Consider the following 21,593-nt stretch of genomic DNA (forward strand, 5'->3'; position numbering starts at 1 on the left):
TGCTTCAGGAAATGGGTAATTCGCCGCTAGTGCGACTGCAGCTCTGTCTCTTCGATCGACGGCTGGGGTGATGCGCGCGCTTGCTGGGACGCGGCGCTGTCGCCGGTCAGCACGCCGCGACCGTTCGGGTCGGGAGACAGGATGGCGGACTTCAGGAGTTGCGAATACGGATGCTGGGGGTTGTCAAGGACCGAGCGAGCCTCGCCGCTTTCGACGACTTCACCCTTGCGCATGATGATGATCCTGTCGCTGACGTAATAGGCCGTCGCAAGATCGTGCGTGATGTAGATGATCGAAACCTTGAGATCATCGCGCAGGGCACGAAACAGATTGACGATCGACATTCTCAGCGAGGCATCGACCATCGAAACCGGCTCGTCCGCGACCAGCATCGACGGGCCGGGGATAAGCGCCCGGGCAATCGCCACCCGCTGGAGCTGACCTCCGGAGAGCTCATGGGGAAACCGGCCGCGGACTTCGGCAATCGACAGGCCGACGTTGTTCAGCGCCCTGTCGGCAACGGCTTCCAGCTGCGCGGGTGAATGGGCGTCAGTGAAATTTTTTGCCGTCATGAACAGATAGCGATCGACGCGTTTCAGTGGATTGAACGCTTCGAAGGGGTTCTGGAAGATCGGCTGGACCTCTTTCATGAATCTTCGCCGCGCTCCCGTCCCACGGATCGAAGCCAGGTCGCCGCCCTTGAAGAAGATCGTCCCCGCGCTTGGCCGGACCATGTTGAGGATCATCCTCGCAAGTGTCGTCTTGCCGCTTCCGGATTCGCCGATGATCGTGAAGACCTGAGGTTCATCGCCCTCCAGGCGGAATGATACATTGTCGACGGCCCGGAATTCCTGACGGCCAAGCAGGCCGCCTCGTTTGTAGAGCCTGGTGACGCCGTCGAGATGCAGAAGAGGAGCCGTCATCGCTCTATCTCCAATTCCTCGTGCCGGTTTGGTTTTCCATCAAGTGTCGGTAGGACGTCCGAGCTCGCTGCGAAACATGCCACCCTGTGATCTTTGGCGAGGGTGGTAAGGGCGGGATTCTCATGTCGACAAATCTCCATCGCCAGTGGACATCGCGGATGGAAGCGGCATCCTTTTGGAGGATCGGCGAGGTTCGGCGGGGTTCCGTGAAGCCCGTCGCGTGTATGCCTGTCGCCGAGCGTCGGCAGGCTGGCGATCAGATGGGCCGTGTACGGATGCAAAGGGTTGGCAAAAACGTCGGCGGTTCGCCCTTCTTCGACAAGCCGGCCGGCATACATGATGCCGAGCCTGTCAGCGATATTTGCATGAACCGTCAGGTCGTGGGTCACGAAGATCATTGACGATCCGAATTCATGTTGTGTTTCCCGGATCATCGCCAGGACGTCTTTCTGGACGACAACATCGAGCGCGGTCGTCGGTTCGTCGGCGATGATGAACTCCGGCTTGCAAAGCGTTGCGAGCGCGATGCAAACGCGCTGTCGCATCCCGCCCGAGAGTTCGTGCGGATAGGAGCGGAGGATCTCAGCAGGAAGGCGCAGCCGTTCCAGATGGCGGCGCACCTCCTGGTCGAACTCGGCGCGTGGCAAATGCATGTGCCGGAAGGCGAAATCCTCGAACGTTTTGTGAATGCGACGAACGGGATTGAGCACGTTCATCGAGCCTTGCAGGATGTAGGAGAGGTGCCGCCAGCGTATGGCCGTGCGTCGTGCCGGGGGCAACGCATAGAGATCATCGTCGATGAAGCTGTAGTTCACCTGGCCGCCGACAATTTCCAACGGAGGCCTGATCGCAGCCGCGATCGCTTTGATGAACGTGGTCTTGCCGCAGCTGGATTCACCTGCAATGCCATAGATCTCGTGCTTGCGCACATGCATCGAGATCCCGTCGACAGCCCTTACCTCGCGGTCGATCCCAAAATATTTCATCCGGTAGTAGGCGCGAAGATCGCTCGTTTCCAGAACGTGGGCGTGCTCGCGGCCGGCTGAGGCTGAGATTTGCGTCATCAGGAATTCCCCATCCGATCGAGCCGGCTTCGCGGATCGATATATTCATTCATCGAGATGGCCAGCAGGAAGAGCCCGATGAACGTCAACGTCACGAAGAGGGTGGGAAAGAAGTACCACCACCAGACTCCGGACACCATTGCGCTGTGCTGGTTGGCCCAGAAGATCATGCCGCCGATGGTAGGGGTGTCGACATCTGTAAACCCCAGGACAGCAAGCGTGACTTCGAGCCCGATCGACCAGTTCATGTTGTTCATGAATGTCGAGAAGACGATCGGCAGCACATAGGGTAGATGTTCCTGCGTGACGATCCTCGGCATGGACATGCCGGAGAAAACGCTGGTGTTGGTGAATTCACGGGTTCTGAGGCTGATCATCACCGATCGAATAAGCCGCGCGTCATAGGCCCATCCGAGGCCCGCCATGACGAGCGCAAGCACGAACCAGGTCATGTCGTCCCGCAATACGAAATAGAGCAGGACCAGAAGCGGGAAGAGCGGAATGACAATAAACGTATCGTTGATCGACATCAGGATGCGGTCGACGATTCCGCCCATATAACCGGAGATCAGCCCGATCACCAGGGAGAGTATCCGGCTGATGAGCGCCACGATGAAGCCGAAGGCGAGGGTATTGCGAATCGCAAAGGTCAATTGCCAGAAAATATCCTGACCGCGCGAATTGGTGCCGAATACATATTCCAGCGACGGTGGCGCATCCAAGGCCACAAGATAGGAGTCGATCGGCTCGTAGGGGGAGAAGAAGGAGGCGGCGGCGATGCCGAGGATGATCGCCATGATCATGCATCCGATCGCGAACTCGCCGTTATAGCGGAACAGGTCTCTCAGGACGGCAATCATTGGGTCACCTGTACGCGCGGATCGATCAGGGGATAGATGATGTCGATGATGAAGACGGCTGCCGAGACCGCGATGATGGCAATCGACGTGATCCCCAGAACGAGCGAATAATCGGCTGCATGAACTGCCTCGACCAGAAGGCGCCCGATGCCCGGGTAGCCGAAAACCTGTTCCGTGATCACCGCACCGTTGAAGATTGCGCCGATCGACATCGCAAGGCCGGTGATCTGCGGCAGGAAGGCGTTGCGCATGACGTAGGACGTTACGAGCTTTTTGTCCGGTACGCCGGCGAGTGCAGCGTAGGTGACATAGTCGTCGGTAACGATATTCGAGACCAGCGCCCGCATTCCCATGAACCAGCTGCCGACACCGACGAGGATGAGGGAAAGCGATGGCAGAATGGAGTGCAACAGCGCGCTGCCCGCGAATTGTGGCGTCCAGCCGGTCGCAAGGTTCATCTCATAGCCGCCGCTGCTCGGCAGGATCGGCAGGAGGAATGTGAAGACGATCAACAGGACGAAGGCAACAATGTAATAGGGCACCGGATGGAGCCCCATCATGATCATGCCAAGGATCCGAAGGATACGATTGCGGCTGTAGTAGCCCGCCAGTCCGCCAAGGATATTGCCAATAAACCAGCTCAATATGGTGGACACTGTCAGGAGACCAATCGTCCAGGGAATGGCTCTCCCGATCAGTTCACTCACGGGCGTCGGAAATGCCGACAGTGAGGGGCCGAAGTCGAGCATGGCAAGTCGACGCCAGAAAATCAGATACTCCTCCCACAGATTGTCTCCGACGCCGTAGAGTTCCTTGAGGGACTGCCGAAGAAGCTCGATGGATTCGGGGCTGGAAAAGCCAAATGTGCTCACTTGTGCGACGGCATGCTCGACCGGATCTATCGGCGTAAGATGCGTGATCAGAAACGTGATGCTGATGCCGACGAAAACGACCAGCGCGAGCTGCAGGACGCGCTTGGCCACGTAGATGGCATAGGATCGCATTGATGCCTCGTATTTCGGGATGAGGTCTCCGCCCGGTGCCTTGGAGGCTCCGGGCGGCAGTTTCTCACTTTGCCGGCTTGGTCGGCTTCAAATTGACCATCATGTATTTAGTGTTGCCCCAGTTGGCGACCGGGTTCGTGTATGGCTTCGTTGCGAGGCTCGGGAAACCGGTCCAGTAGGTCGTGTCCATGGTCGCGAAGACGTTGTAAGCCATGAGCGGAATGATCGGCATTTCTTCCGCGGCCAGCTTCAGATAGTCGAGACCAAGCTCGACCCCACGGGGATCGTCGAAATCGATCGTGCGGATCTCCTCGATGATCTTGTCCAGCCTCGGTTCTTTCCAACGTTGCCAGTTTCTCGGCGGTTGCACCTTGCCGACATCGACAACAAACTGGGAATGCCAGCTGTCGAGGAAGAACGACAGGTCAGGGTGACCACCCCAGGTCTCGACGCTCCAGCCTATGAAGGTGTCGAAGTCGCCGACGCCTCGCCGGTCAAGCATCGTTCCCTGGGCGACGTCGATATTCGCATCGATGCCGAAACGCCGCCATTGTTGCGCGATGATCGATCCGGCGCGCGTCATGACCGGCCGGAGATCGCCTTCGACCATGACCTTCACCGAGAACGGTTGCCCGTTCGGTTGAAACCAGCGGTCCCCCTGTTTGGTGAAGCCGGCTTTCTGGAGAAGTTCGGTTGCCGCCTCCGGATCAGGTTTCCACCATCCCCTGCCAAACGCGGTCGCAATATCTGCCGGGTCCGTTGGTATCTGGTCCTTGAGGGACGGACGCAGCATTTCTGCGATCTGTTTGCCGATCGTCGGATCGTAGGGCTTGATCTTCCGCTTGCCCGTGTCGAGCTCGAAACCAGTCAGCCACTGCTCCATGGGTGCGAAATAGTATTTCGGATAAAGTCCGGTGGGCGGCACCCCGATCGCGGAGATAGTGGCTGCGCCGCGATAGGAGGCCATGCTGACGGCCTTGATGTCGATCAGCAGCGCCAGCGCCCAGCGGACGTCCTTGTTCTGGAATTTTTCCAGCCGATTGTTGAAGATGACCGAAGGCAATGTCGGATCAGGATGTGCATAGGGGAACCCCTTGAACCAGCTGACCGACGAGGGCGAGTCCTTGGCGAGCGTGAACATGCCCTCGGGGGACAGGTCATGGATGACGTCGAGACGATGATTGAGCTGCTCGATAACCCGCTTTTCGGGCGGTCCCGGGTCAATATAGGCGAGGTAACCGGGGCCGGGTTCGCCGAACCGGGCGACCGAGGTACGCTTCCAATCCTCGCGTTTCTTCCAGATGAACCACTTGCCGCCGCGGTCGAAATTGTGGAGCGTATAGGCACCCAGCCCAACCGGCGGGTTGAAGTCGAACTTGAGAACGTCGCCGACCTTCTCAAACACGTGCTTCGGCATCATCCACATGGCGTTCCAGCGAACCGTAAACAGCGCATGGAAGCGTGAATTGGGCTTTTTGAGTTTGAAGAGCACTTCCGTCGGGCTCTTCTTCTCGATCGCCGCGACGTTGATCTGGACCGGTGCACTCCAGCGCAGGCCGCTGGTCTTCATGTGGGTCTCGATGGTGAACACCACGTCGTCCGCGGTGAACTCGATGCCGTCGCTCCAGAAGACGCCGGAGCGGAGCTTCACGGTCATCTCCGTGAAATTCTTGTTATAGATCGGCTTTTCGGTCGCAAGGGAATTGTCCCAGACACCGTCGATGCCGTGATCGGGGTCGATGTACCAGAAAGTGTCCATCACGTTCTGATGGAGACCCGTCGACTGACCGCCGGCGTTGATGGCCCAAATGTTGAACCATCCGGCGTTTTTGATCGTCCCTTCCGGGTTTTCGAGAATCAGCAGCTGTTCTCGGGGCAAATCGTTGCTCGGCACTTGCCCAAGCGCCGGCCTGGTCGCGAGAAATGTCCCCGCGAGCCACATAAACGTCCTTCTCGAAAGCATGCCGTTATCCTCCCAGTTCCAGCGTGCTAATCGGCTATCCGAATGGCCTCGATACTGCCTGAGAGACTAAAAATGTCAACCGAATTTGTGATCTATATCATATTTACGGATATAGTGCCATTTTGCACGGCAAAGGTCACGAGTGCGTGGAAGGGACGAGCAAGCGAACTATGGCCAAAGGCATAGTCTCATTTTCCATGATGAACACGAGATGTTGCTTATTCATCCGGTTGCCAAGAGGGCATCATTGTTGCACCACCATTGCGTAGTATAGACTCGATTTTGCAAATGGGATCAAAGCTGAATGCGCATACGATATGGTTTCCTTGGCCTGTTCCTTGCAATCGCACCGTCGGCCTACTCCTTGGAACTTGGACCGCCGCCGGTCCTGTCGCCACTGCAGGAGCAGGCGCAAGCCGCGCATTTGAGTGCACAATTCCTGACGCGATATGCTTACAAGCCTGTTCCGCTTAACGATGCCTTGTCGGCTAAAATCATGGATCGGTTTATCGAGTCTCTGGATTCCGACCGGAGCTTTTTCCTGCAAGCCGACATCGACAAGTTCGCGGCCGACAGCACCAAGATCGACGATGCCATCGTCGGCGAAGACCTGAAGGTTCCGTTTTCGATCTTCAACGTCTATTCGCAGCGAGTGGTGGACCGCATGACGTATGCGCGCAACCTGCTCAAACAGGGCTTCGATTTCAGCGTGCGGGAAGACTATTCCCTGTCGCGCGACAAAGAGCCCTGGCCGAAATCCGAAGAGCAGAGCAATGACCTCTGGCGCAAGCGCGTCAAAGGCGACTGGCTGCGATTGAAACTGGCAGGCCAAGCCGACGCAGCTATTCGCGATACCCTCGACAAACGTTACAAGAATATCCTGGAGCGCGTTTATACCTACAAGAGCGACGACGCGTTCCAGTCATTCATGGGCGCCTACACCACGTCCGTTGATCCGCATACGGACTATTTTGGTGCCGCCGCTTCGGCTAATTTCGACATTTCGATGAAGCTCTCGCTGGTCGGTATCGGCGCGGTGTTGCAGGAGCGAGATGGTTACACGACGGTCCGTGAGCTCGTGCCGGGTGGACCTGCGCAATTGTCCGGAATGCTGGCCGTCGGCGACCGCATTGTCGGTGTCGGTCAAGGTGATGATGGCGCCATAAAGGAAGTCGTGGGCACGCGCCTTGATGAAGTCGTGCAAATGATCCGCGGGGCGAAAGATTCCGTTGTGCGCCTGGATGTCTTGCCGGCGGATGGTGGAGAGAACGGAAGCCGCCGCGTCATCAGCCTGGTGCGAGACAAGATCAGCCTCGAAAAACAGGCTGCAAAAAAGACCATCCTGCCCTTGGAGGACCGCGGTGTCGCGCGCAGAATTGGTGTGATCACCTTGCCGGCGTTCTATGAGGACTTCGAAGCGCGGCGAAAAGGCGAGAAAGACTACAGAAGCGCAAGCCGAGACGTTGCCAAGCTTCTTGGCGAACTGAAACGGGAAAAGGTCGACGGCGTTCTGATCGATTTGCGCGACAACGGTGGGGGCTCGTTGGCCGAAGCGATTGATTTGACAGGCCTGTTCGTCGGGAAAGGCCCTGTGGTTCAGCAGCGCGACGCCGATGGCAAGATCAAGGTAGAAAGCGATGATCTGCCGACGCCCGCGTGGGCGGGTCCGCTCGGGGTATTGATCAATCGCGGCTCAGCGTCGGCCTCGGAAATTTTTGCCGCAGCGATACAGGATTACGGTCGCGGCGTGATCGTCGGCGAACCTAGCTTCGGTAAAGGTACCGTGCAAACGGTCGTCGATCTCGATCAGGTGGCCCACAACAGCAAACCAAAATTCGGCCAATTGAAACTGACGATCGCCCAATTCTTCCGTGTCGACGGCGGCACGACACAGCTGCGCGGCGTGACACCCGACATCAGCTTGCCGGGCCTCTCGGACCCCAAGACCCTTGGTGAAGCGAGTTATGACAATGCGCTGCCATGGGGTCAGATCAAGCCTGCGAATTATGCGGCCGCAGGCAACAGGAGCGGGTTGCTGCAGCAACTGCAAAGCCGGCATGATGCTCGGGTACAAAGCGATCGGGATTTTCAACGTTTCGCAGAAGACGCCGCAGAGCTGAAGGTGCAACGCGAAAAGCGTGTCATCTCCCTCAATGAAGTTGAACGTCGGAACGAACTCACTGCCCTTACGACCCGTCTCAAGGCGCGCGAGCAGGCAAACGATGGTTTGGTTCCCGATAAAGACGATGGCCTGCAAGCAAATGAGCGGAGCCTGAATGCCGATATCGCGATTGAAAATGCCCGCAAGAACGCCAAGGACGTCTTGAGAAACGAAGCAGCCTCCATTGTTGCCGATCAGGCCGATTTGGCGGAAAATGCGCGAAAGACCGGCACTCGGTAAATGGGGAATGCCTACACTCAGAGCGTGGGCTTCCAAACCCCGAACGGAAAGCGTTCCGCCTTGGGAGAAGTCCTTTCGTAGGGGGACGAAGTCAGATTGACCGGCCACCCGACGCACCTGAACAGATGGACCAAGTCAGCAATAGACCACGGCGCAAAATTAGGCCAGTTTGCTATCAAGCAGGAGTATAGCTGCCCTTCATCGGCCGGAGAATAAGAGGCTCGAAAAGAGCCCCACTCAGCCATCGATCGGCCGTTATCAGCAATCGTTGGAGGTTGAATGGCTGGTCGTCTGGACGGTAAGATCGCGCTCATCAGTGGCGGCGCGGGTGGGTGCGGCCTTGCCGCCACCGAGCTTTTCGCGCGAGAGGGGGCGGCGGTGGGGATTGTCGATCTCCCCCATAGCCAGGGGGCGGCTGTCGCCGCCCGCCTGCGTGAAGAAGGCCTGAAGGTAGCATTTGCACCTGCCGACGTTTCTGACGAACTGCAGGTGAATCGGGCGGTAGACGCAATTTCCGGTGAACTGGGACCGATAACGGTGCTGTTTAATCATGCCGGAACGATCATCGTCCGGCCATTCCTCGAAACTTCGGTGGCGGACTGGGACCGGCTGATGGCCATCAATGTCCGCAGCATGTTTCTGATGACCCGTGCGGTCCTGCCGCACATGATCAAGGCGGGTGGCGGGTCCATCGTCTGCACGTCGTCGATCTCGGCGGTCGCCGCGACACCGATGGAAGTTCTCTATGATACGACCAAGGGCGCCTGTCACATGTTTGCGCGGGCGATCGCGGTCGAGTTTCGCGACCGCAACATCCGCTGCAACGCGGTTTGCCCCGGCTTCATCCAGACGCCACATGGCCAGAAGGAGGTCGACGAACTGACCCGCTACGGCGTGGACGTCTCGGATGCGGCGATCGCGGCTCAGCAGGGCAGGATGTGCCGGCCGGACGAGGTCGCCAAGGCGGCGCTCTACCTGGCGAGCGACGACGCCAGCTTCGTCAGCGGTACCCATCTGTTTGTCGATAATTGTTTTACAGCGATGTGAGGGAAAACATGGCTCTGGAAAAAGGCGGCCTATGGCGCAACTGGGTCGGCAATCAATATTGCGTTTCACAATTCAAGGCTTCGCCGGAAACGGAAGCTGAAGTGGCGGAGCTTGTCCACGAAGCCGACAGGCGTGATCTGGCGGTGCGTGTTTCGGGCTCGGGACATTCCTTCACACCCGTCGTCGGCACCAACGGGCTGTTGCTGTCGCTCGCAAATCTGCGCGGCGTGCAGAACATCGACCGTGATCGAAAACAGATCACCGTGGCAGGGGGAACACGCATCAACGAAGTGGGCAGGACGCTGAAAGAACACGGCCTTTCATTGATCAACCAGGGCGACATCGACAGCCAGGCTGTTGCCGGTGCGTTTACGACCGGAACCCACGGCACGGGGATCAAGCTCGGAAATCTGGCCTCATCGATTGCCGGCATGCGTATCGTCACCGCGGCCGGGGATGTCCTCGATATCGACGGTCGCGACAGTGACAGGCTGCACGCAGCTCAGGTCTCGGTGGGAACGCTCGGCGTTATCTCCTCGCTGACGCTCAACGTCATGGACGCCTATAGTCTGCACGAGCGTCTCTGGCGGGACGATTTCGAGACCTGCATGGAGCGTCACGACGAACTGGCCTCGAGGCACCGCCATTTCGGCTTCTTCTGGTGCCCGACGCCGGAAAGCCGCCATCTGTACTGCCTTCCCGACACGTCTGCGGTGTCGAGCACGAACAAGCTGGCCGATGTCTGCGAGATGAAGGTGATGGACATCACCGACGCCGCTCCGATGGAGAGCGAATTCGAAAAGATCGCCTACAGTTCCGAGGTCTATCCGATCGAATACGTGCCGAATTTCGTCGAACTGGAATATGCTGTTCCTCTCGAACACGGCAAGGCCGCGATCAGGGCTGTCCGGGATTTGATGCTGAACAAGCACACCAACTGCATCTATCCGATCGAATACCGCTTCACGGCCGGCGATCCGGCATGGATGAGCCCCTTTCATCGCCAGGACAGCATCACCCTGTCGGTGTCGGGTGGTCCGGGTATTGATTACTGGCCCTTCCTGAAGGATGTGGATCAAATTCTAGGCGGATACAATTCCCGCCCGCATTGGGGAAAGATGCATTTCCTCGACACGGACGACGTGACAAGGCTTTACCCTCGCGCCAAAGAGTTTCGAGCACTGAGGCGGGATTTGGATCCGAAGGGCCGGTTCCTAAACGATCATTTGAAGATGTTGTTTGGATAAGAGCCAAGCAAGACGGGCCTCGACTTGGCGCTTCGGCCGATCCAATAGGCTCGTTCGGGCCGGGTATCGCCATGGGTATGGACCGGCGGGGCGATAGAGGTTATCTGCAGGGCTTGTTGCGATGCTGAAAGCGTCGCCGAAACATCACCGCAGACACCCAAGGCCTCTCAAAGTGAAAAAAGTCCAGCGCAGCTTTGCCGTCGAGTACAGATCGGGTCGGCGAAAACTCAATTCCAATCCGAACTCGATCTGGGGAGACATGGACCTCAAGTCCGTTGCACAGGATCTGCAGGACGAGGCAATGCCATTCCTTCCGGAAACGTCTCAGGTTGACAGCGCCGGAGTGTCTTTACCCGGCGAACAACAGGTCGCGGCGTTGTTGACACCGCCGATCGAGCAGGAGACAAATGCATCGGCTTTACAGGAGACCATAATGGCCGACGAAAACAATACGATGACGGATGCTGACACGCCGACGGTTGCGGCGCCCGCACCGAAGAAGGAGCGCAAACCTCGCGCCAAAAAGGCGGCCGCTGTGACGGCCTCAGCCGCAGTTTCGGCGCAACCGGCAGCGGCTTCGAATGCCGCAGCGGTCAAGCCGAAGAGAGGACGCAAGGCAAAGTCCGACGAAGGTGCGCCAAGCGCCAAGCGTGCGCCTGTCAAACGGGCTCCGAAGGCGGTGCAGGCAGTGACCGCTCCGTCGGCGGCGGCGGTCGACGAGTTTGCGGATCTCCTGCAGCTGGAAGAGGAAAACCAAAGACTGCGCAAGCAACTGGCCGAGAAGTTGCGTGCTGAAAATGCCGATCTGCGAAAGCGGCTCAACCTCGGTTGATCGGCAGCCGTCGGTCAAGCGCGGGCCGCATTCTCAAGGCTATATCGAGATGAATATCTTGGCGGCGGCTGGTCCTGCCGCCAACGCTTTTGCTCGCAGCCTGCATGCGAGGTAGAATACGAGGTCGAATACAATGGCGTCTCCATGGAAACTTCTTGCCCGGCTTGTGTCACCGCGACGTCAGCAGCGCCGAGAACACGGCTCGACCGATGACGTGAAGCCGGACGTATTGGCCATCGCCAAACCGACTGAAACGGCTGCCGACAACGGGTTGAACGCCACCGATCCTAAGGTCGACGAAAAGCCGGTCGCTTACGAACAATCGGAGGCGGTGCCAGCGGCCCCGGATCCCGGTGCGGCCGCACACGACGCATTGAAATCTTCCCAGACTGGCGAAGGTGCGACGCGAAAACGCAGCACGCGGCACAAGAAAACGGAACCGATTGAAGCCGTTCCGCCACCCTCTCTAGGCGTTCCCGCCGTTTCTGACGATGCAATCCGTCTTGATGAAGAGATCAGGCTGCTGCGGGACCAGCTGGCGCGCAAGCTTCAGCTGCAGAATGCACAACTGAAGAGAATGCTGGAGCGGTTCGAACGCTGAACGTGCCGTTGTCCACCGCACCTAACCCAGCCAATGCAACTTGGCCAAGCTTCATGGACGATCCCACAAATCCTCATGCTCCCCAAAATTGCACTTGATGGCCCCCGTCGGTCCGCTACAAAACGACGACGATAGCCACGAAGCAAAGAATTTGGGATGCATGGCAAAAAAGGCAGATAGCGGAACGTCCAAAGTCGATCGCGCGGATGAGCCGCGGGAGCGGATTGTTGCGGCCGCGCGCGAAGTATTTATCGAGCAGGGGTTTGATCTGGCGACCGTTCGCGACATCACGAGGCGGGCCGATGTGAATGTTGCTGCCGTCAATTATTATTTCGGCTCCAAGGAAGAGCTCATCAGCGAGGTGCTGAACCTGATGATGGAGCCCTATACCCATGCCCGGATAGAAGCTCTGGAAAAATGCGAGGCTTCGGCCCGGCCGGGATTCCCGATTTTGGAGGACGTCGTCGGGGCTCTTGTCCGGCCGATGGTACAGTTCAGCCGCGATGCCTCGGGCGCCCGTCCTTTGACGCGGCTGATCCTGCAGGTCCGTTCGCGGCCGCGTGAATCGACCAACCGTTTTTTCATACGCCGCGTCGATCCTGCCGTGTTCCGTTTTATCGATGCCTTCAGTCGAGCACTACCGGATATGCAGCGCCGCGACATTTTCTGGCGTTACAATTTCTCGATCGGCGCCATCATGCAGGTCCTGATCGATTCAGACCCGGCATCGTACCGCCTCAAGCAGCTGTCCGGCGGGCTTTGCGATACCGATGACGACGAAGAGATTATCCGTCAGCTCTCGCGGTTTATCTGCACTGGATTCCAGGCACCTGCCACCGGGTGATGATACCGGATTTCGACTTACAGCTGGAATCTGCTCACGATGAGATATACTTCAGTTTCTATCCAAAATCGGGTCTACGCTGGATAATAATCTTTTTTATTGCCTTTTGAGAAAAAGGTTGGGGCATATATTTCAAGATTAGACTGTCTTTCCGGTTATCACTTCGATCGCATGCGGGCTTTTCCAAAATCGCCGGCCGCTGCTTGATTCTTGGGCGGTATGACCGATTAAAGTCATTGACTCCGCCTCGTCTCAAATTATGTTTCAAACATCGTTTAACATTCCTGGAGTCGTGCAATGACTGCTGCTGCCCCCAAGATCACCGGATCCTTCGTTGCCTTGATCACACCGTTCGACAAGTCGGGCGCCGTCGATATGGGCGCATTCCGCGCATTGCTTTCCTTCCACCAGGCGAACGGCACCTCTGCCGTCTTGATCATGGGCTCGACCGGCGAGGTATCCATGCTGTCGGCTGACGAGAAGAAGAAAATCATCGTCGAGACGTCGAAGATGAAAACGGCTAAGATGCCGATCTTCTTTGGCTGCACTGGCAACAACACGGACGTTACGATTGAAAATGTGAAGTTCGCCAGGGATAACGGCGCAGACGGCGCCATTCTCGCTGCTCCAGCGTATATCTGCGCCCCGGAAGCCGACATCGAAGGTTATTTCCTGGAGGTCGCCGACGCGACCGACCTGCCTCTCGGGCTTTACAACAACCCACCGCGCGTCAAGAGCGACCTGCACTGGGATCACCTGCTGCGCATCTTCAAGCATCCCAACTACGTCATTCACAAGGAATCCACCGCGCGTGTCGGCCAAGTTGCCCAGGTTCTCGCCGCGCGTCCGGATGTTTCGGTCATGTGCTGCGACAGCCCCAATCTCGGCCTCGTCGTGCCAACAATGAGCCTTGGTGGTCATGGCACCGCCAATATGGGCGGCAATATTGCCCCGGCCGAAGTGGCGGTGATGTCACGTCCGTGGACGAGCTATGTCGAAGCCGAAGGGTTCCGCGACACCTATTTGAATCTTCTGCCGCTGCTGCACTACAATTACTCGGCCATCAATCCGGTGGCGGTGAAATCGCTGATGAAGGCTGTCGGACTGCCGGCTGGCGAACTGCGGCGGCCATTGACCGGCCTTGAAGGCGAAGCGCTCGCAAAGGGCATTCGCATCGTCCAGGATCTCGGCCTCGACAAGAAATACGGCTGGAAGCTGAAGCCCGCTTCGGCCTTGGCCGCCTGAGGCTCGGCCGATGGATCTCGGGATCTCCGGTCGGAATGCTATCGTTACCGGCGCAAGCCGGGGCATGGGTAAGGCCGCCGCAATGGCTCTCGCGCGGGAGAATGTGGATCTGACCATCATCGCCCGCACGCCCGAAACACTGCAGGCGACAGCCGCAGAAATCCGAGCGGCTACCGGCGCCCGCGTCACCGCTGTCGTCGGCGATATTACCACGCTTGCCGGTCGTGAAGCCGTTCTGTCTGTCTGCCCAAAACCGGACATCCTGGTCAACAACGCCGATGGCGAACTGCCCGGTGATTTCCGCAACTGGTCTCGTGAGGACTGGTTGCGGGGCATCGATCGGATGATGCTGACACCGATCGACATGATGCGCCTGACTGTCGACGGAATGATGGAGCGCGAGTTCGGCCGTATCGTCAATATCGTGTCTCGGAGCGTCAAGATCGCCCAGGCTGAGCTTGGCATGTCAAATGCGGCACGCTCCGGCCTCGTCGGTTTCGTCGCGGGCCTGGCCCGGCAGACGATCGCCCACAATGTGACGATTAACAATATGCTCCCGGGCATTGTCGCTTCGGATGGCCAGCGCCAGCATGTCGGGGTACTTGCTCAGGAAAGCGGTCGCTCTTTCGACGAAATCTGGGCCGCCCGTGCGGCACAGAATCCGGCTGGCCGCTACGGACGCCCCGAAGAAGTCGGCGCCTACATTGCCTTCCTCTGCTCGGCGAATGCCGGTTTCGTCACTGCTCAGAACCTGCTGATCGATGGCGGGCAATATCCCGGAACGTTCTGAGGTCGGAGCGGATTGCTGCTCGCCGTGAAGAATCCGCGATGCATAAAATGACTTTCGACTGCATACATCCTCTTGGAGCCAGAAGGAATCCATCTATGAACCGCTTCGGAACAGCATTGCTTTTTCTTTCGATGACGCTGCCGGTGGCCGGCCTTGCCAAGGCGGACGACTATCCCAGCCGGCCTGTATCCATCGTCGTGCCTTATCCGCCGGGCGGTGCAGTCGATGGCGTTGCACGCGTTCTTGCCGCCGCGCTTTCGGTCAAGACCGGCAAGACCTTCGTGGTCGATAACCGTGCGGGCGGTGCCGGCGGGGTGGTCGGTTCGTCCGATGTGGTCAAGGCTGCTCCCGATGGCTACACCCTGCTGCTGAATGCGTCGATCCATGTGGTCACGCCGCTGATCAACAAGAACGTGCCTTTCGATGTCGTCAACGATTTCACGCATATCAGCGGCATCGCGGCCGGCCCGCTGCTGATCACCACCAATCCGTCGGACAAGGCGAACACGCTGAAGGAATTCTTCGCCGAGGTGAAGGCGGATCCGGATTCCTACAACTTCGCCACCTCCGGTTATGGCTCGGCCGGTCATCTGGCTGTGGAAGTCCTGAAGGGCGAAGCTGGCGTCGATACTGAAGTGGTCACCTACAAGGGAGCCGGTCCGGCACTGACCGACATGATTGGCGGCCAGGTGCAGCTGATCGCCGACCCGATCCTGTCGTCGCTGCCGCATGTCAAGGCAGGCCGGCTGAAGCCGCTTGCGGTGACCAGCCTGACCCGCTCGCCTCTGGCGCCGGATGTGCCGACCGTTGCCGAGAGCGGCATGCCTGCACTGGAAATGCTCTCCTGGTACGGCGTCTGGGCGCCGAAAAATCTTGATCCAAAGGCGGGGGAATATCTCGGCAAGGTCCTGCAGGACGTTGTCACCTCCACCGAATTCAAGGACAAGCTGACGGTCTTCGGCTTCGAGCCGATGTACAAGAGCAGCGCCGATCTGCGGACCTTCGTGGTGGACGAGACAAAGCGTTACCGTGAGATCGTCAAGACAGCCGGCATCAAGGTGGAATGAAGATGACGAAGGCTCCGAAAACGACGCGACATTCGGAGCCTTCAGCAGGCCAGCACCATGTCGGAACCCATTGGGGGTTCTACACTCATGATGGCTTGCATGGCGGCATTCGTCCGATGGCGGGCGACCCCGATCCTGTTCAATTCGGTGGCGAGCTTCCAGCCGACAGGCTTGCGCCGTGCCGAATCCTGAGGCCAGCAGTCAGGCGATCCTTTCTTGAGCAGGGACCGGGTAGTCGTGCCGGCCGGCGGGGAGCCGAGGCATTTGTCGAGGTTTCCTGGGAGGAGGCAATCGAACTGGTTGCCGGCGAAATCCGCCGCGTCAGGGACGAGCATGGCAACGGCGCGATCTTTTCCGGCTCCTACGGCTGGTCGAGCGCCGGGCGATTTCATCATGCGCAAAGCCAGCTGAAGCGCTTTTTCAACATGAATGGCGGTTCGGTTCGTTCCGTCCAGACCTATAGTTATGCCGCCGGCGAGGTCATCCTGCCGCACGTCATCGGTTCCACCGATGGACTGATCTCCGGCCACAGCCCATGGAGCCAGATCGTCGGCCATACGGACCTGATCGTGATGTTCGGTGGCACGCCGCTTCGCAACGCTCAGGTCAATGCCGGCGGCGTTTCCCGCCATGAAACCCGACGGTATCTACTCGACTGCAAGAAGGCAGGCGCGCATTTCATCAACATCGGACCCGTCCGGGATGATGCCGCAAGCGAACTCGATGCCCAATGGATGGCTCTGAGACCCGGTACCGACGCCGCCCTGCTGCTGGCCATCGCCCACGTGCTGATCCAGGAGGATCGTCACGACGCGGCTTTCGTCGAACGTTATACCGTCGGCTTTGAGACATTGCGGGATTATCTGTTCGGTAAGGTGGACGGCGTCGTCAAGGATGTCGAGTGGGCAGCCGGCATTACCGGCCTTGAAGCGCAGGATATCCTCACCCTTGCCCGGACCATGGCCTCGAAAAAAACCTTCATCATGATGGCATGGGCGCTGCAACGCGCCGACCATGGCGAACAGGCCTATTGGGCGGCAATCGCGGTGGCATCGCTGCTCGGTCGCATTGGTCTGCCTGGCGGAGGATTTGGTTTCGGTTATGCATCCATATCGGGCATCGGCCAGCCGGCACCGGCCGTGAAATGGCCGTCGCTGCCGCAAGGGCAGAATGCCATCTCCGACTACATTCCGGTTGCGCGGATTGCAGACATGCTGCTTTCGCCGGGAACGGAATACGACTACAACGGCCGGAAACGGATCTATCCGGACATACGGCTGATCTATTGGGCTGGTGGCAATCCTTTTCACCATCATCAGGATCTTCATCGGCTGGTCGAAGCTTGGCAGAAGCCGGAAACGATCATCGTTCACGAGCACTGGTGGAATGCCAACGCCCGGCATGCCGACATCGTGTTGCCGGCCGCGACATTCCTGGAACGCGACGATCTGGTTGCCAGCGGCCGCGAGAGTTTTTTCGGATATTCGACACACGCGGCCGCACCACCTGCGGACGTATTCTCGGATCACGAGATCCTGCGCCGCATTGCCAAAAAGCTGGGGACTGAAGCGGCATTCACGGGCGGATTGAGCGAACCAGAATGGCTGGAGAAGCTTTATGCCGACGCGCAGGCGAACGCTGTGTTACGCGACATTTCCCTACCGGATTTTCCCACGTTCCGGAATGCGGGGCTGATCGAAGTGGAAAGCCAAAGCGCTGACCGGCCGTTCCTTTCTGCGTTTCGCGCGGACCCGGTTGCCCATCCGCTGCGCACGCCGTCCGGTCTGATCGAGCTCTCCTCGGAGCTCATTGCCGGCTTCGACTATGCCGATTGCCCCGGCCATCCGGCATGGGTGGAACCGGCCGAATGGCTGGGGGGCGAATTGGCGGCCATCTATCCACTGCATCTCCTGTCCTGCCAGCCGCATGACAAGCTACACAGCCAGTGGGACCATGCAGCACCGTCGCGCCGGACCAAAAGCGGCGGCCGTCAGCCGGTGCGCATTCATCCCGATGACGCGTCGGCTCGCGGGCTGGCGCAAGGCGAGGTGGTCACCATTTCCAACGCCCGCGGTGCGTGCCTGGCGGTCGTTGCCATTACCGACGCCGTCATGCCCGGTGTTGTGCAGTTGGCGACGGGCGCCTGGTTCGATCCGGCGGACTCCTTGAAGCCGGGTTCGCTGGAACTGAACGGCAATCCGAATGTACTGACGCCGGATCATGGAACTTCCCGTCTCGCACAAGGGCCAAGCCCGAACTCATGCCTTGTCGAGATTTCCCGCTTCATCGGCACGCCGCCGGAGGTGCGGGCCTATCGCCCGCCGGATCTGGTCCCCGATCCGCGATCGAAAGCGTCCAACGGAAAGCAATGCCCATGACCTCACGTCTCAATCCGCAACTGATTGCAGGGCTCCTGTTCGTATTGATCGGCGCCGCTTTCTTGTCGGGCAGCCTCGATCTCTCCTATGGTACCTGGCGCAAAATCGGCCCCGGTGCATTTCCGGGCCTGATCGCCTCGGCCCTGATCGCCATGGGCCTTATCGTCGCCTTCACGGCCGAAAAACATGACGCCGGCAAAAAGCAACCGAGGCTTTATTCCTCGAAGGTCACGTTCATCATTGCAGCGATCGTGGTGTTTGGACTGGTCGTTCGCGGCGGCGGGTTGCTGCCGGCGATCTTCTGTTGCTGCTTCATCTCCTCGTTTGCTTCACGTCCTTTGCAGCCGGCAAAATCGGCGTTGTACGGGCTCGGACTCGGTGCGGCCTGCAGCCTCGCCTTCATCAAGGGGCTCGGTATGCCGATTGCCATCATCGGCCCCTGGTTCGGGTTTTAGGAAGATCACATGGACACGCTGAACGCCCTGCTGCTCGGGTTTGACCAGGCAATCCTGCCGACGAACCTGTTCTGGTGCCTGATCGGCACACTGCTCGGAACCCTTGTCGGAGTCCTGCCAGGCCTCGGGCCTGCCGCGACCATGGCCATCCTCCTGCCTTTCACCATCGGACTTGAGCCGGTGACATCGCTGATCATGATGGCCGGTATCTATTATGGTGCGCAATATGGGGGTTCGACGACGGCCATCCTTCTCAACCTGCCCGGCGAAGCATCGTCCGTGGTTACAGCGATCGACGGCTACAAGATGGCCCGCAACGGACGAGCGGGCGTGGCACTGTCGACAGCAGCGATCGGCTCCTTTTTTGCCGGCACCGTCGCCACGCTGTTGCTGGCATTGTTTGCGCCTTCGCTTGCCGAAATCGGATTGCTGTTTGGCCCGGCGGAATACTTTTCCCTGATGATCCTCGGGCTTGTCGCTTCGGTCGTGCTTTCGCGCGGATCGCTGCCGAAGGCACTCGCCATGGTCTTCATCGGCATTCTGGTCGGTCTTGTCGGCCAAGACGTGCAAACTGCCGTACCGCGCTTCACGCTCGGTTTTGAAGAGATGTCGAGCGGTATCAATTTCGTCGTTGTAGCGATGGGATTATTCGGCATCGGCGAGTTGATCAAGGATCTGGAAACCCCGGAAAGCCGCACCGCCATCAACGCACCATTCTTCTCGATGATCCCGTCGCGGGAAGACTGGCGGCGGATGGTTGCGCCGATTCTTCGTGGCACGGGGATCGGTTCAGCGCTGGGACTTCTGCCGGGCGGCGGCGCGCTTCTCGCCGCTTTTGCCGCCTATGCCGTCGAGAAACGCGTTGCCAACCCGCCCGAAGGTTTCGGCGGTGGTGCGATCGAAGGCGTGGCATCGCCCGAGAGCGCCAACAATGCCGGCGCCCAGACTTCGTTCGTCCCGCTGCTCACGCTCGGCCTACCGGCCAATGCCGTCATGGCCCTGATGTTCGGCGCCCTGATCATGCAGGGTATCGCACCCGGGCCGACGCTGATTTCCGAACATCCTGACGTTTTCTGGGGCGTCATTGTGTCGATGTGGGTAGGCAACCTCATGCTGCTGGTCTTGAACCTGCCGCTGATCGGCATCTGGACCCGCTTGCTGACGATGCCTTTCCATTATCTCTTTCCGGCTATCGTGGTGTTCTGCTCGATCGGCGCGTTCTCGCTCGGCAACTCGGTCTTCGATATTTGGCTGCTCGGCGCCTTCGGCGTCGCCGGCTACGTCTTCGCCAAGCTCGATTGCGACGCTGCACCACTGGTGATGGGCCTCATTCTGGGGCCGATGATGGAGGAAAATTTCCGTAGAGCGATGTTCCTCGCACGCGGCAATCCCAGCGTTTTTGTCGATCGTCCGATTTCGGCAGGTCTGCTTGTCCTTGCTGTGGTCGCCATCGCCGTGGTCGCCCTGCCGAAGATCAAGGCCGTCCGCGAAGAGGCGTTTCAGGAATGAACCGGCTTATTCCAGTCACGCAGAGTGAAACGCCATGCATGTAGTGGTCATCGGAGCGGGTATCGTCGGTGCATCGACGGCACTCGAACTGTTGAACGACGGGCACGAGGTCACCATTATCGAACCGGAACAGCCCGGCGGTCGCCACGCGGCGAGTTATGGTAACAGCGGCTGGCTGAGCCCTGCCTCGATCATCCCGATGTCGATGCCCGGCCTCTGGAGAAAGGTGCCCGGCTATCTTGCCGATCCTTCCGGACCGCTGACCATCCGCTGGCGGCATCTGGTACGCCTCGCACCCTGGTTGCTGCGGTTCATGCTGGCCGGCTCGACTGGATCCAAGGTCGAACGGACCGCAAGAATTCTGGCGAGCCTCCTGCATGATGCGCCAACCCGGCATGCGGCACTGGCGGAAAAAATCGGACGGCCGGATCTCATCCGGCGCAGGGGCCTGCTCTACGTGTACCGGGATCGCGCGGCTTTCGAGGCCGAGGCTTTTGCGTGGCGCCTGCGGCGCGACAACGGCGTTTCCTATCGAGAGCTATCCTCAGCCGAACTGCACGAACTCGAGCCCAACCTTTCACCCCGCTACTCCTTTGCTGCCTTCGTCGAGGATGGCGGTCATTGCGTGGATCCGGGAGGCTATGTCGCGGCGATGGTGGATCACGCGGTGGATCTTGGCGCCCAGCGCATCAATGCAAGGGCGACCGGTTTCAATCTTACCGGCAACCGGCTTTCGAGCGTCCGGACAGAGGCGGGCATCGTGGCATGCGACAAGGCCGTCATCGCTGCCGGAATACATTCGAAAAAGCTAGCGGCGCTCGCCGGTGAGACAATCCCGATGCAGAGCGAGCGCGGTTACCACGTGGTCGTTCCCTATCATCTGGCGAAGGGGGAGATGCCGATCATGCCGAGCGACGGCAGGATGGGCAACAATCCTACACTTGCCGGACTTCGCATTGCCGGACAGGTCGAGCTGGCAAGTGTCGAGGAAAGACCGAACTGGATCCGCGCCGACATTCTGCTGAAACACGCGAAGGACACCTATCCCGCGCTGTCGGATATATCCGAGGACAGGAATATCGACCGGTGGATGGGGCATCGTCCCTCGACAGCGGACGGCCTTCCGGTGATCGGGTTTTCGCGGTCTTCCGAAAATATCGTTCATGCCTTTGGTCACGGTCACGTCGGCCTTGCAGCCGGACCGGTTAGCGGCGCGCTTGTTGCCGACCTGATCGCCGGGCGCGAATGTGCCATCGATCTATCAGCGTTGTCTGCCGCCCGTTTTCGCTGATCTGCAACGGCTGACGCGCCATGAGCAACGGCCGAAACTCGACGGGGTGCCCGATCGTCCGCACGGATTTCG

The 21,593-nt window shown here is 59.1% G+C and carries 18 protein-coding genes; 13 read left to right on the top strand and 5 right to left on the bottom strand.

From position 1 onward, the window contains the following. Positions 1 to 26: 26 nt before the first annotated feature. The 5 genes from C5J22_RS21720 to C5J22_RS21740 form a co-directional block, all read right to left on the bottom strand. Positions 27 to 923 (bottom strand): ABC transporter ATP-binding protein, encoded by an 897-nt coding sequence (locus C5J22_RS21720; RefSeq protein ID WP_105439940.1) that lies wholly within the window; start codon positions 921 to 923, stop codon positions 27 to 29. Then, positions 920 to 1,987 (bottom strand): ABC transporter ATP-binding protein, encoded by a 1,068-nt coding sequence (locus tag C5J22_RS21725; protein ID WP_105439941.1) that lies wholly within the window; start codon positions 1,985 to 1,987, stop codon positions 920 to 922. Before C5J22_RS21725 ends, C5J22_RS21720 begins: the two co-directional genes overlap by 4 nt. After that, entirely contained in the window at positions 1,987 to 2,847 is an 861-nt protein-coding gene (locus C5J22_RS21730; RefSeq protein ID WP_105420262.1) for an ABC transporter permease, read from the bottom strand. The genes C5J22_RS21725 and C5J22_RS21730 overlap by 1 nt, the downstream gene beginning before the upstream one ends. After that, the gene (locus C5J22_RS21735) at positions 2,844 to 3,851 is read right to left on the bottom strand and encodes an ABC transporter permease (protein ID WP_105439942.1); all 1,008 of its coding nucleotides are present in this window, start codon (positions 3,849 to 3,851) and stop codon (positions 2,844 to 2,846) included. Before C5J22_RS21735 ends, C5J22_RS21730 begins: the two co-directional genes overlap by 4 nt. Positions 3,852 to 3,915: 64 nt before the next feature. Continuing rightward, positions 3,916 to 5,814, bottom strand: coding sequence for an ABC transporter substrate-binding protein (locus tag C5J22_RS21740; protein ID WP_105403308.1), 1,899 nt, complete (start codon positions 5,812 to 5,814; stop codon positions 3,916 to 3,918). A 304-nt stretch (positions 5,815 to 6,118) separates the two neighbouring features. Here C5J22_RS21740 and C5J22_RS21745 point away from each other — a divergent pair, with 304 nt between their 5' ends. The 13 genes from C5J22_RS21745 to C5J22_RS21805 all read left to right on the top strand — a co-directional run bounded on the left by C5J22_RS21745 (position 6,119) and on the right by C5J22_RS21805 (position 21,521). Further along, positions 6,119 to 8,215: a carboxy terminal-processing peptidase gene (locus C5J22_RS21745; protein ID WP_105439943.1), complete on the top strand. Its 2,097-nt coding sequence runs from the start codon at positions 6,119 to 6,121 to the stop codon at positions 8,213 to 8,215. Positions 8,216 to 8,494: 279 nt separating this feature from the next. Then, on the top strand, positions 8,495 to 9,262 hold the full coding sequence (locus C5J22_RS21750; protein WP_105439944.1) for an SDR family NAD(P)-dependent oxidoreductase: 768 nt from the start codon (positions 8,495 to 8,497) through the stop codon (positions 9,260 to 9,262). An 8-nt stretch (positions 9,263 to 9,270) separates the two neighbouring features. Continuing rightward, a complete protein-coding gene (locus tag C5J22_RS21755) occupies positions 9,271 to 10,509 on the top strand; it encodes a D-arabinono-1,4-lactone oxidase (protein WP_105439945.1) in 1,239 nt (412 codons plus the stop codon). Positions 10,510 to 10,681: 172 nt separating this feature from the next. Continuing rightward, the gene (locus C5J22_RS21760; RefSeq protein ID WP_105439946.1) at positions 10,682 to 11,341 is read left to right on the top strand and encodes a transcriptional regulator; all 660 of its coding nucleotides are present in this window, start codon (positions 10,682 to 10,684) and stop codon (positions 11,339 to 11,341) included. 133 nt (positions 11,342 to 11,474) lie between these two features. After that, complete coding sequence (locus tag C5J22_RS21765) at positions 11,475 to 11,942, top strand: hypothetical protein (RefSeq protein WP_105439947.1); 468 nt, start codon at positions 11,475 to 11,477, stop codon at positions 11,940 to 11,942. 160 nt (positions 11,943 to 12,102) lie between these two features. Then, a complete protein-coding gene (locus C5J22_RS21770) occupies positions 12,103 to 12,786 on the top strand; it encodes a TetR/AcrR family transcriptional regulator (RefSeq protein WP_105439948.1) in 684 nt (227 codons plus the stop codon). 297 nt (positions 12,787 to 13,083) lie between these two features. Further along, on the top strand, positions 13,084 to 14,031 hold the full coding sequence (locus tag C5J22_RS21775; RefSeq protein WP_105439949.1) for a 4-hydroxy-tetrahydrodipicolinate synthase: 948 nt from the start codon (positions 13,084 to 13,086) through the stop codon (positions 14,029 to 14,031). A gap of 10 nt (positions 14,032 to 14,041) precedes the next feature. Continuing rightward, on the top strand, positions 14,042 to 14,821 hold the full coding sequence (locus C5J22_RS21780) for an SDR family NAD(P)-dependent oxidoreductase (protein ID WP_105439950.1): 780 nt from the start codon (positions 14,042 to 14,044) through the stop codon (positions 14,819 to 14,821). A 95-nt stretch (positions 14,822 to 14,916) separates the two neighbouring features. Further along, positions 14,917 to 15,888, top strand: a complete 972-nt coding sequence (locus C5J22_RS21785) for a tripartite tricarboxylate transporter substrate binding protein (protein WP_105439951.1) — start codon at positions 14,917 to 14,919, stop codon at positions 15,886 to 15,888. A 2-nt stretch (positions 15,889 to 15,890) separates the two neighbouring features. Next, a complete protein-coding gene (locus C5J22_RS21790) occupies positions 15,891 to 18,266 on the top strand; it encodes a molybdopterin-dependent oxidoreductase (protein ID WP_105439987.1) in 2,376 nt (791 codons plus the stop codon). Then, on the top strand, positions 18,263 to 18,721 hold the full coding sequence (locus C5J22_RS21795) for a tripartite tricarboxylate transporter TctB family protein (protein WP_105439952.1): 459 nt from the start codon (positions 18,263 to 18,265) through the stop codon (positions 18,719 to 18,721). The genes C5J22_RS21790 and C5J22_RS21795 overlap by 4 nt, the downstream gene beginning before the upstream one ends. Positions 18,722 to 18,730: 9 nt before the next feature. Then, positions 18,731 to 20,230 (top strand): tripartite tricarboxylate transporter permease, encoded by a 1,500-nt coding sequence (locus C5J22_RS21800; protein ID WP_105439953.1) that lies wholly within the window; start codon positions 18,731 to 18,733, stop codon positions 20,228 to 20,230. 34 nt (positions 20,231 to 20,264) lie between these two features. Continuing rightward, the gene (locus C5J22_RS21805) at positions 20,265 to 21,521 is read left to right on the top strand and encodes an FAD-binding oxidoreductase (RefSeq protein ID WP_105439954.1); all 1,257 of its coding nucleotides are present in this window, start codon (positions 20,265 to 20,267) and stop codon (positions 21,519 to 21,521) included. Positions 21,522 to 21,593: the final 72 nt, after the last annotated feature.

It is taken from the genome of Neorhizobium sp. T25_13, from assembly GCF_002968675.1.
Lineage (GTDB): Bacteria > Pseudomonadota > Alphaproteobacteria > Rhizobiales > Rhizobiaceae > Neorhizobium > Neorhizobium tomejilense.

What these genes read in the sequence shown, in the direction of transcription:
- C5J22_RS21720 (WP_105439940.1), bottom strand. Translation starts at nt 923, where the DNA reads ATGACGGCTCCTCTTCTGCATCTCGACGGCGTCACCAGGCTCTACAAA.
- C5J22_RS21725 (WP_105439941.1), bottom strand. Translation starts at nt 1,987, where the DNA reads ATGACGCAAATCTCAGCCTCAGCCGGCCGCGAGCACGCCCACGTTCTG.
- C5J22_RS21730 (WP_105420262.1), bottom strand. Translation starts at nt 2,847, where the DNA reads ATGATTGCCGTCCTGAGAGACCTGTTCCGCTATAACGGCGAGTTCGCG.
- C5J22_RS21735 (WP_105439942.1), bottom strand. Translation starts at nt 3,851, where the DNA reads ATGCGATCCTATGCCATCTACGTGGCCAAGCGCGTCCTGCAGCTCGCG.
- C5J22_RS21740 (WP_105403308.1), bottom strand. Translation starts at nt 5,814, where the DNA reads ATGCTTTCGAGAAGGACGTTTATGTGGCTCGCGGGGACATTTCTCGCG.
- C5J22_RS21745 (WP_105439943.1), top strand. Translation starts at nt 6,119, where the DNA reads ATGCGCATACGATATGGTTTCCTTGGCCTGTTCCTTGCAATCGCACCG.
- C5J22_RS21750 (WP_105439944.1), top strand. Translation starts at nt 8,495, where the DNA reads ATGGCTGGTCGTCTGGACGGTAAGATCGCGCTCATCAGTGGCGGCGCG.
- C5J22_RS21755 (WP_105439945.1), top strand. Translation starts at nt 9,271, where the DNA reads ATGGCTCTGGAAAAAGGCGGCCTATGGCGCAACTGGGTCGGCAATCAA.
- C5J22_RS21765 (WP_105439947.1), top strand. Translation starts at nt 11,475, where the DNA reads ATGGCGTCTCCATGGAAACTTCTTGCCCGGCTTGTGTCACCGCGACGT.
- C5J22_RS21770 (WP_105439948.1), top strand. Translation starts at nt 12,103, where the DNA reads ATGGCAAAAAAGGCAGATAGCGGAACGTCCAAAGTCGATCGCGCGGAT.
- C5J22_RS21775 (WP_105439949.1), top strand. Translation starts at nt 13,084, where the DNA reads ATGACTGCTGCTGCCCCCAAGATCACCGGATCCTTCGTTGCCTTGATC.
- C5J22_RS21780 (WP_105439950.1), top strand. Translation starts at nt 14,042, where the DNA reads ATGGATCTCGGGATCTCCGGTCGGAATGCTATCGTTACCGGCGCAAGC.
- C5J22_RS21785 (WP_105439951.1), top strand. Translation starts at nt 14,917, where the DNA reads ATGAACCGCTTCGGAACAGCATTGCTTTTTCTTTCGATGACGCTGCCG.
- C5J22_RS21790 (WP_105439987.1), top strand. Translation starts at nt 15,891, where the DNA reads ATGACGAAGGCTCCGAAAACGACGCGACATTCGGAGCCTTCAGCAGGC.
- C5J22_RS21795 (WP_105439952.1), top strand. Translation starts at nt 18,263, where the DNA reads ATGACCTCACGTCTCAATCCGCAACTGATTGCAGGGCTCCTGTTCGTA.
- C5J22_RS21800 (WP_105439953.1), top strand. Translation starts at nt 18,731, where the DNA reads ATGGACACGCTGAACGCCCTGCTGCTCGGGTTTGACCAGGCAATCCTG.
- C5J22_RS21805 (WP_105439954.1), top strand. Translation starts at nt 20,265, where the DNA reads ATGCATGTAGTGGTCATCGGAGCGGGTATCGTCGGTGCATCGACGGCA.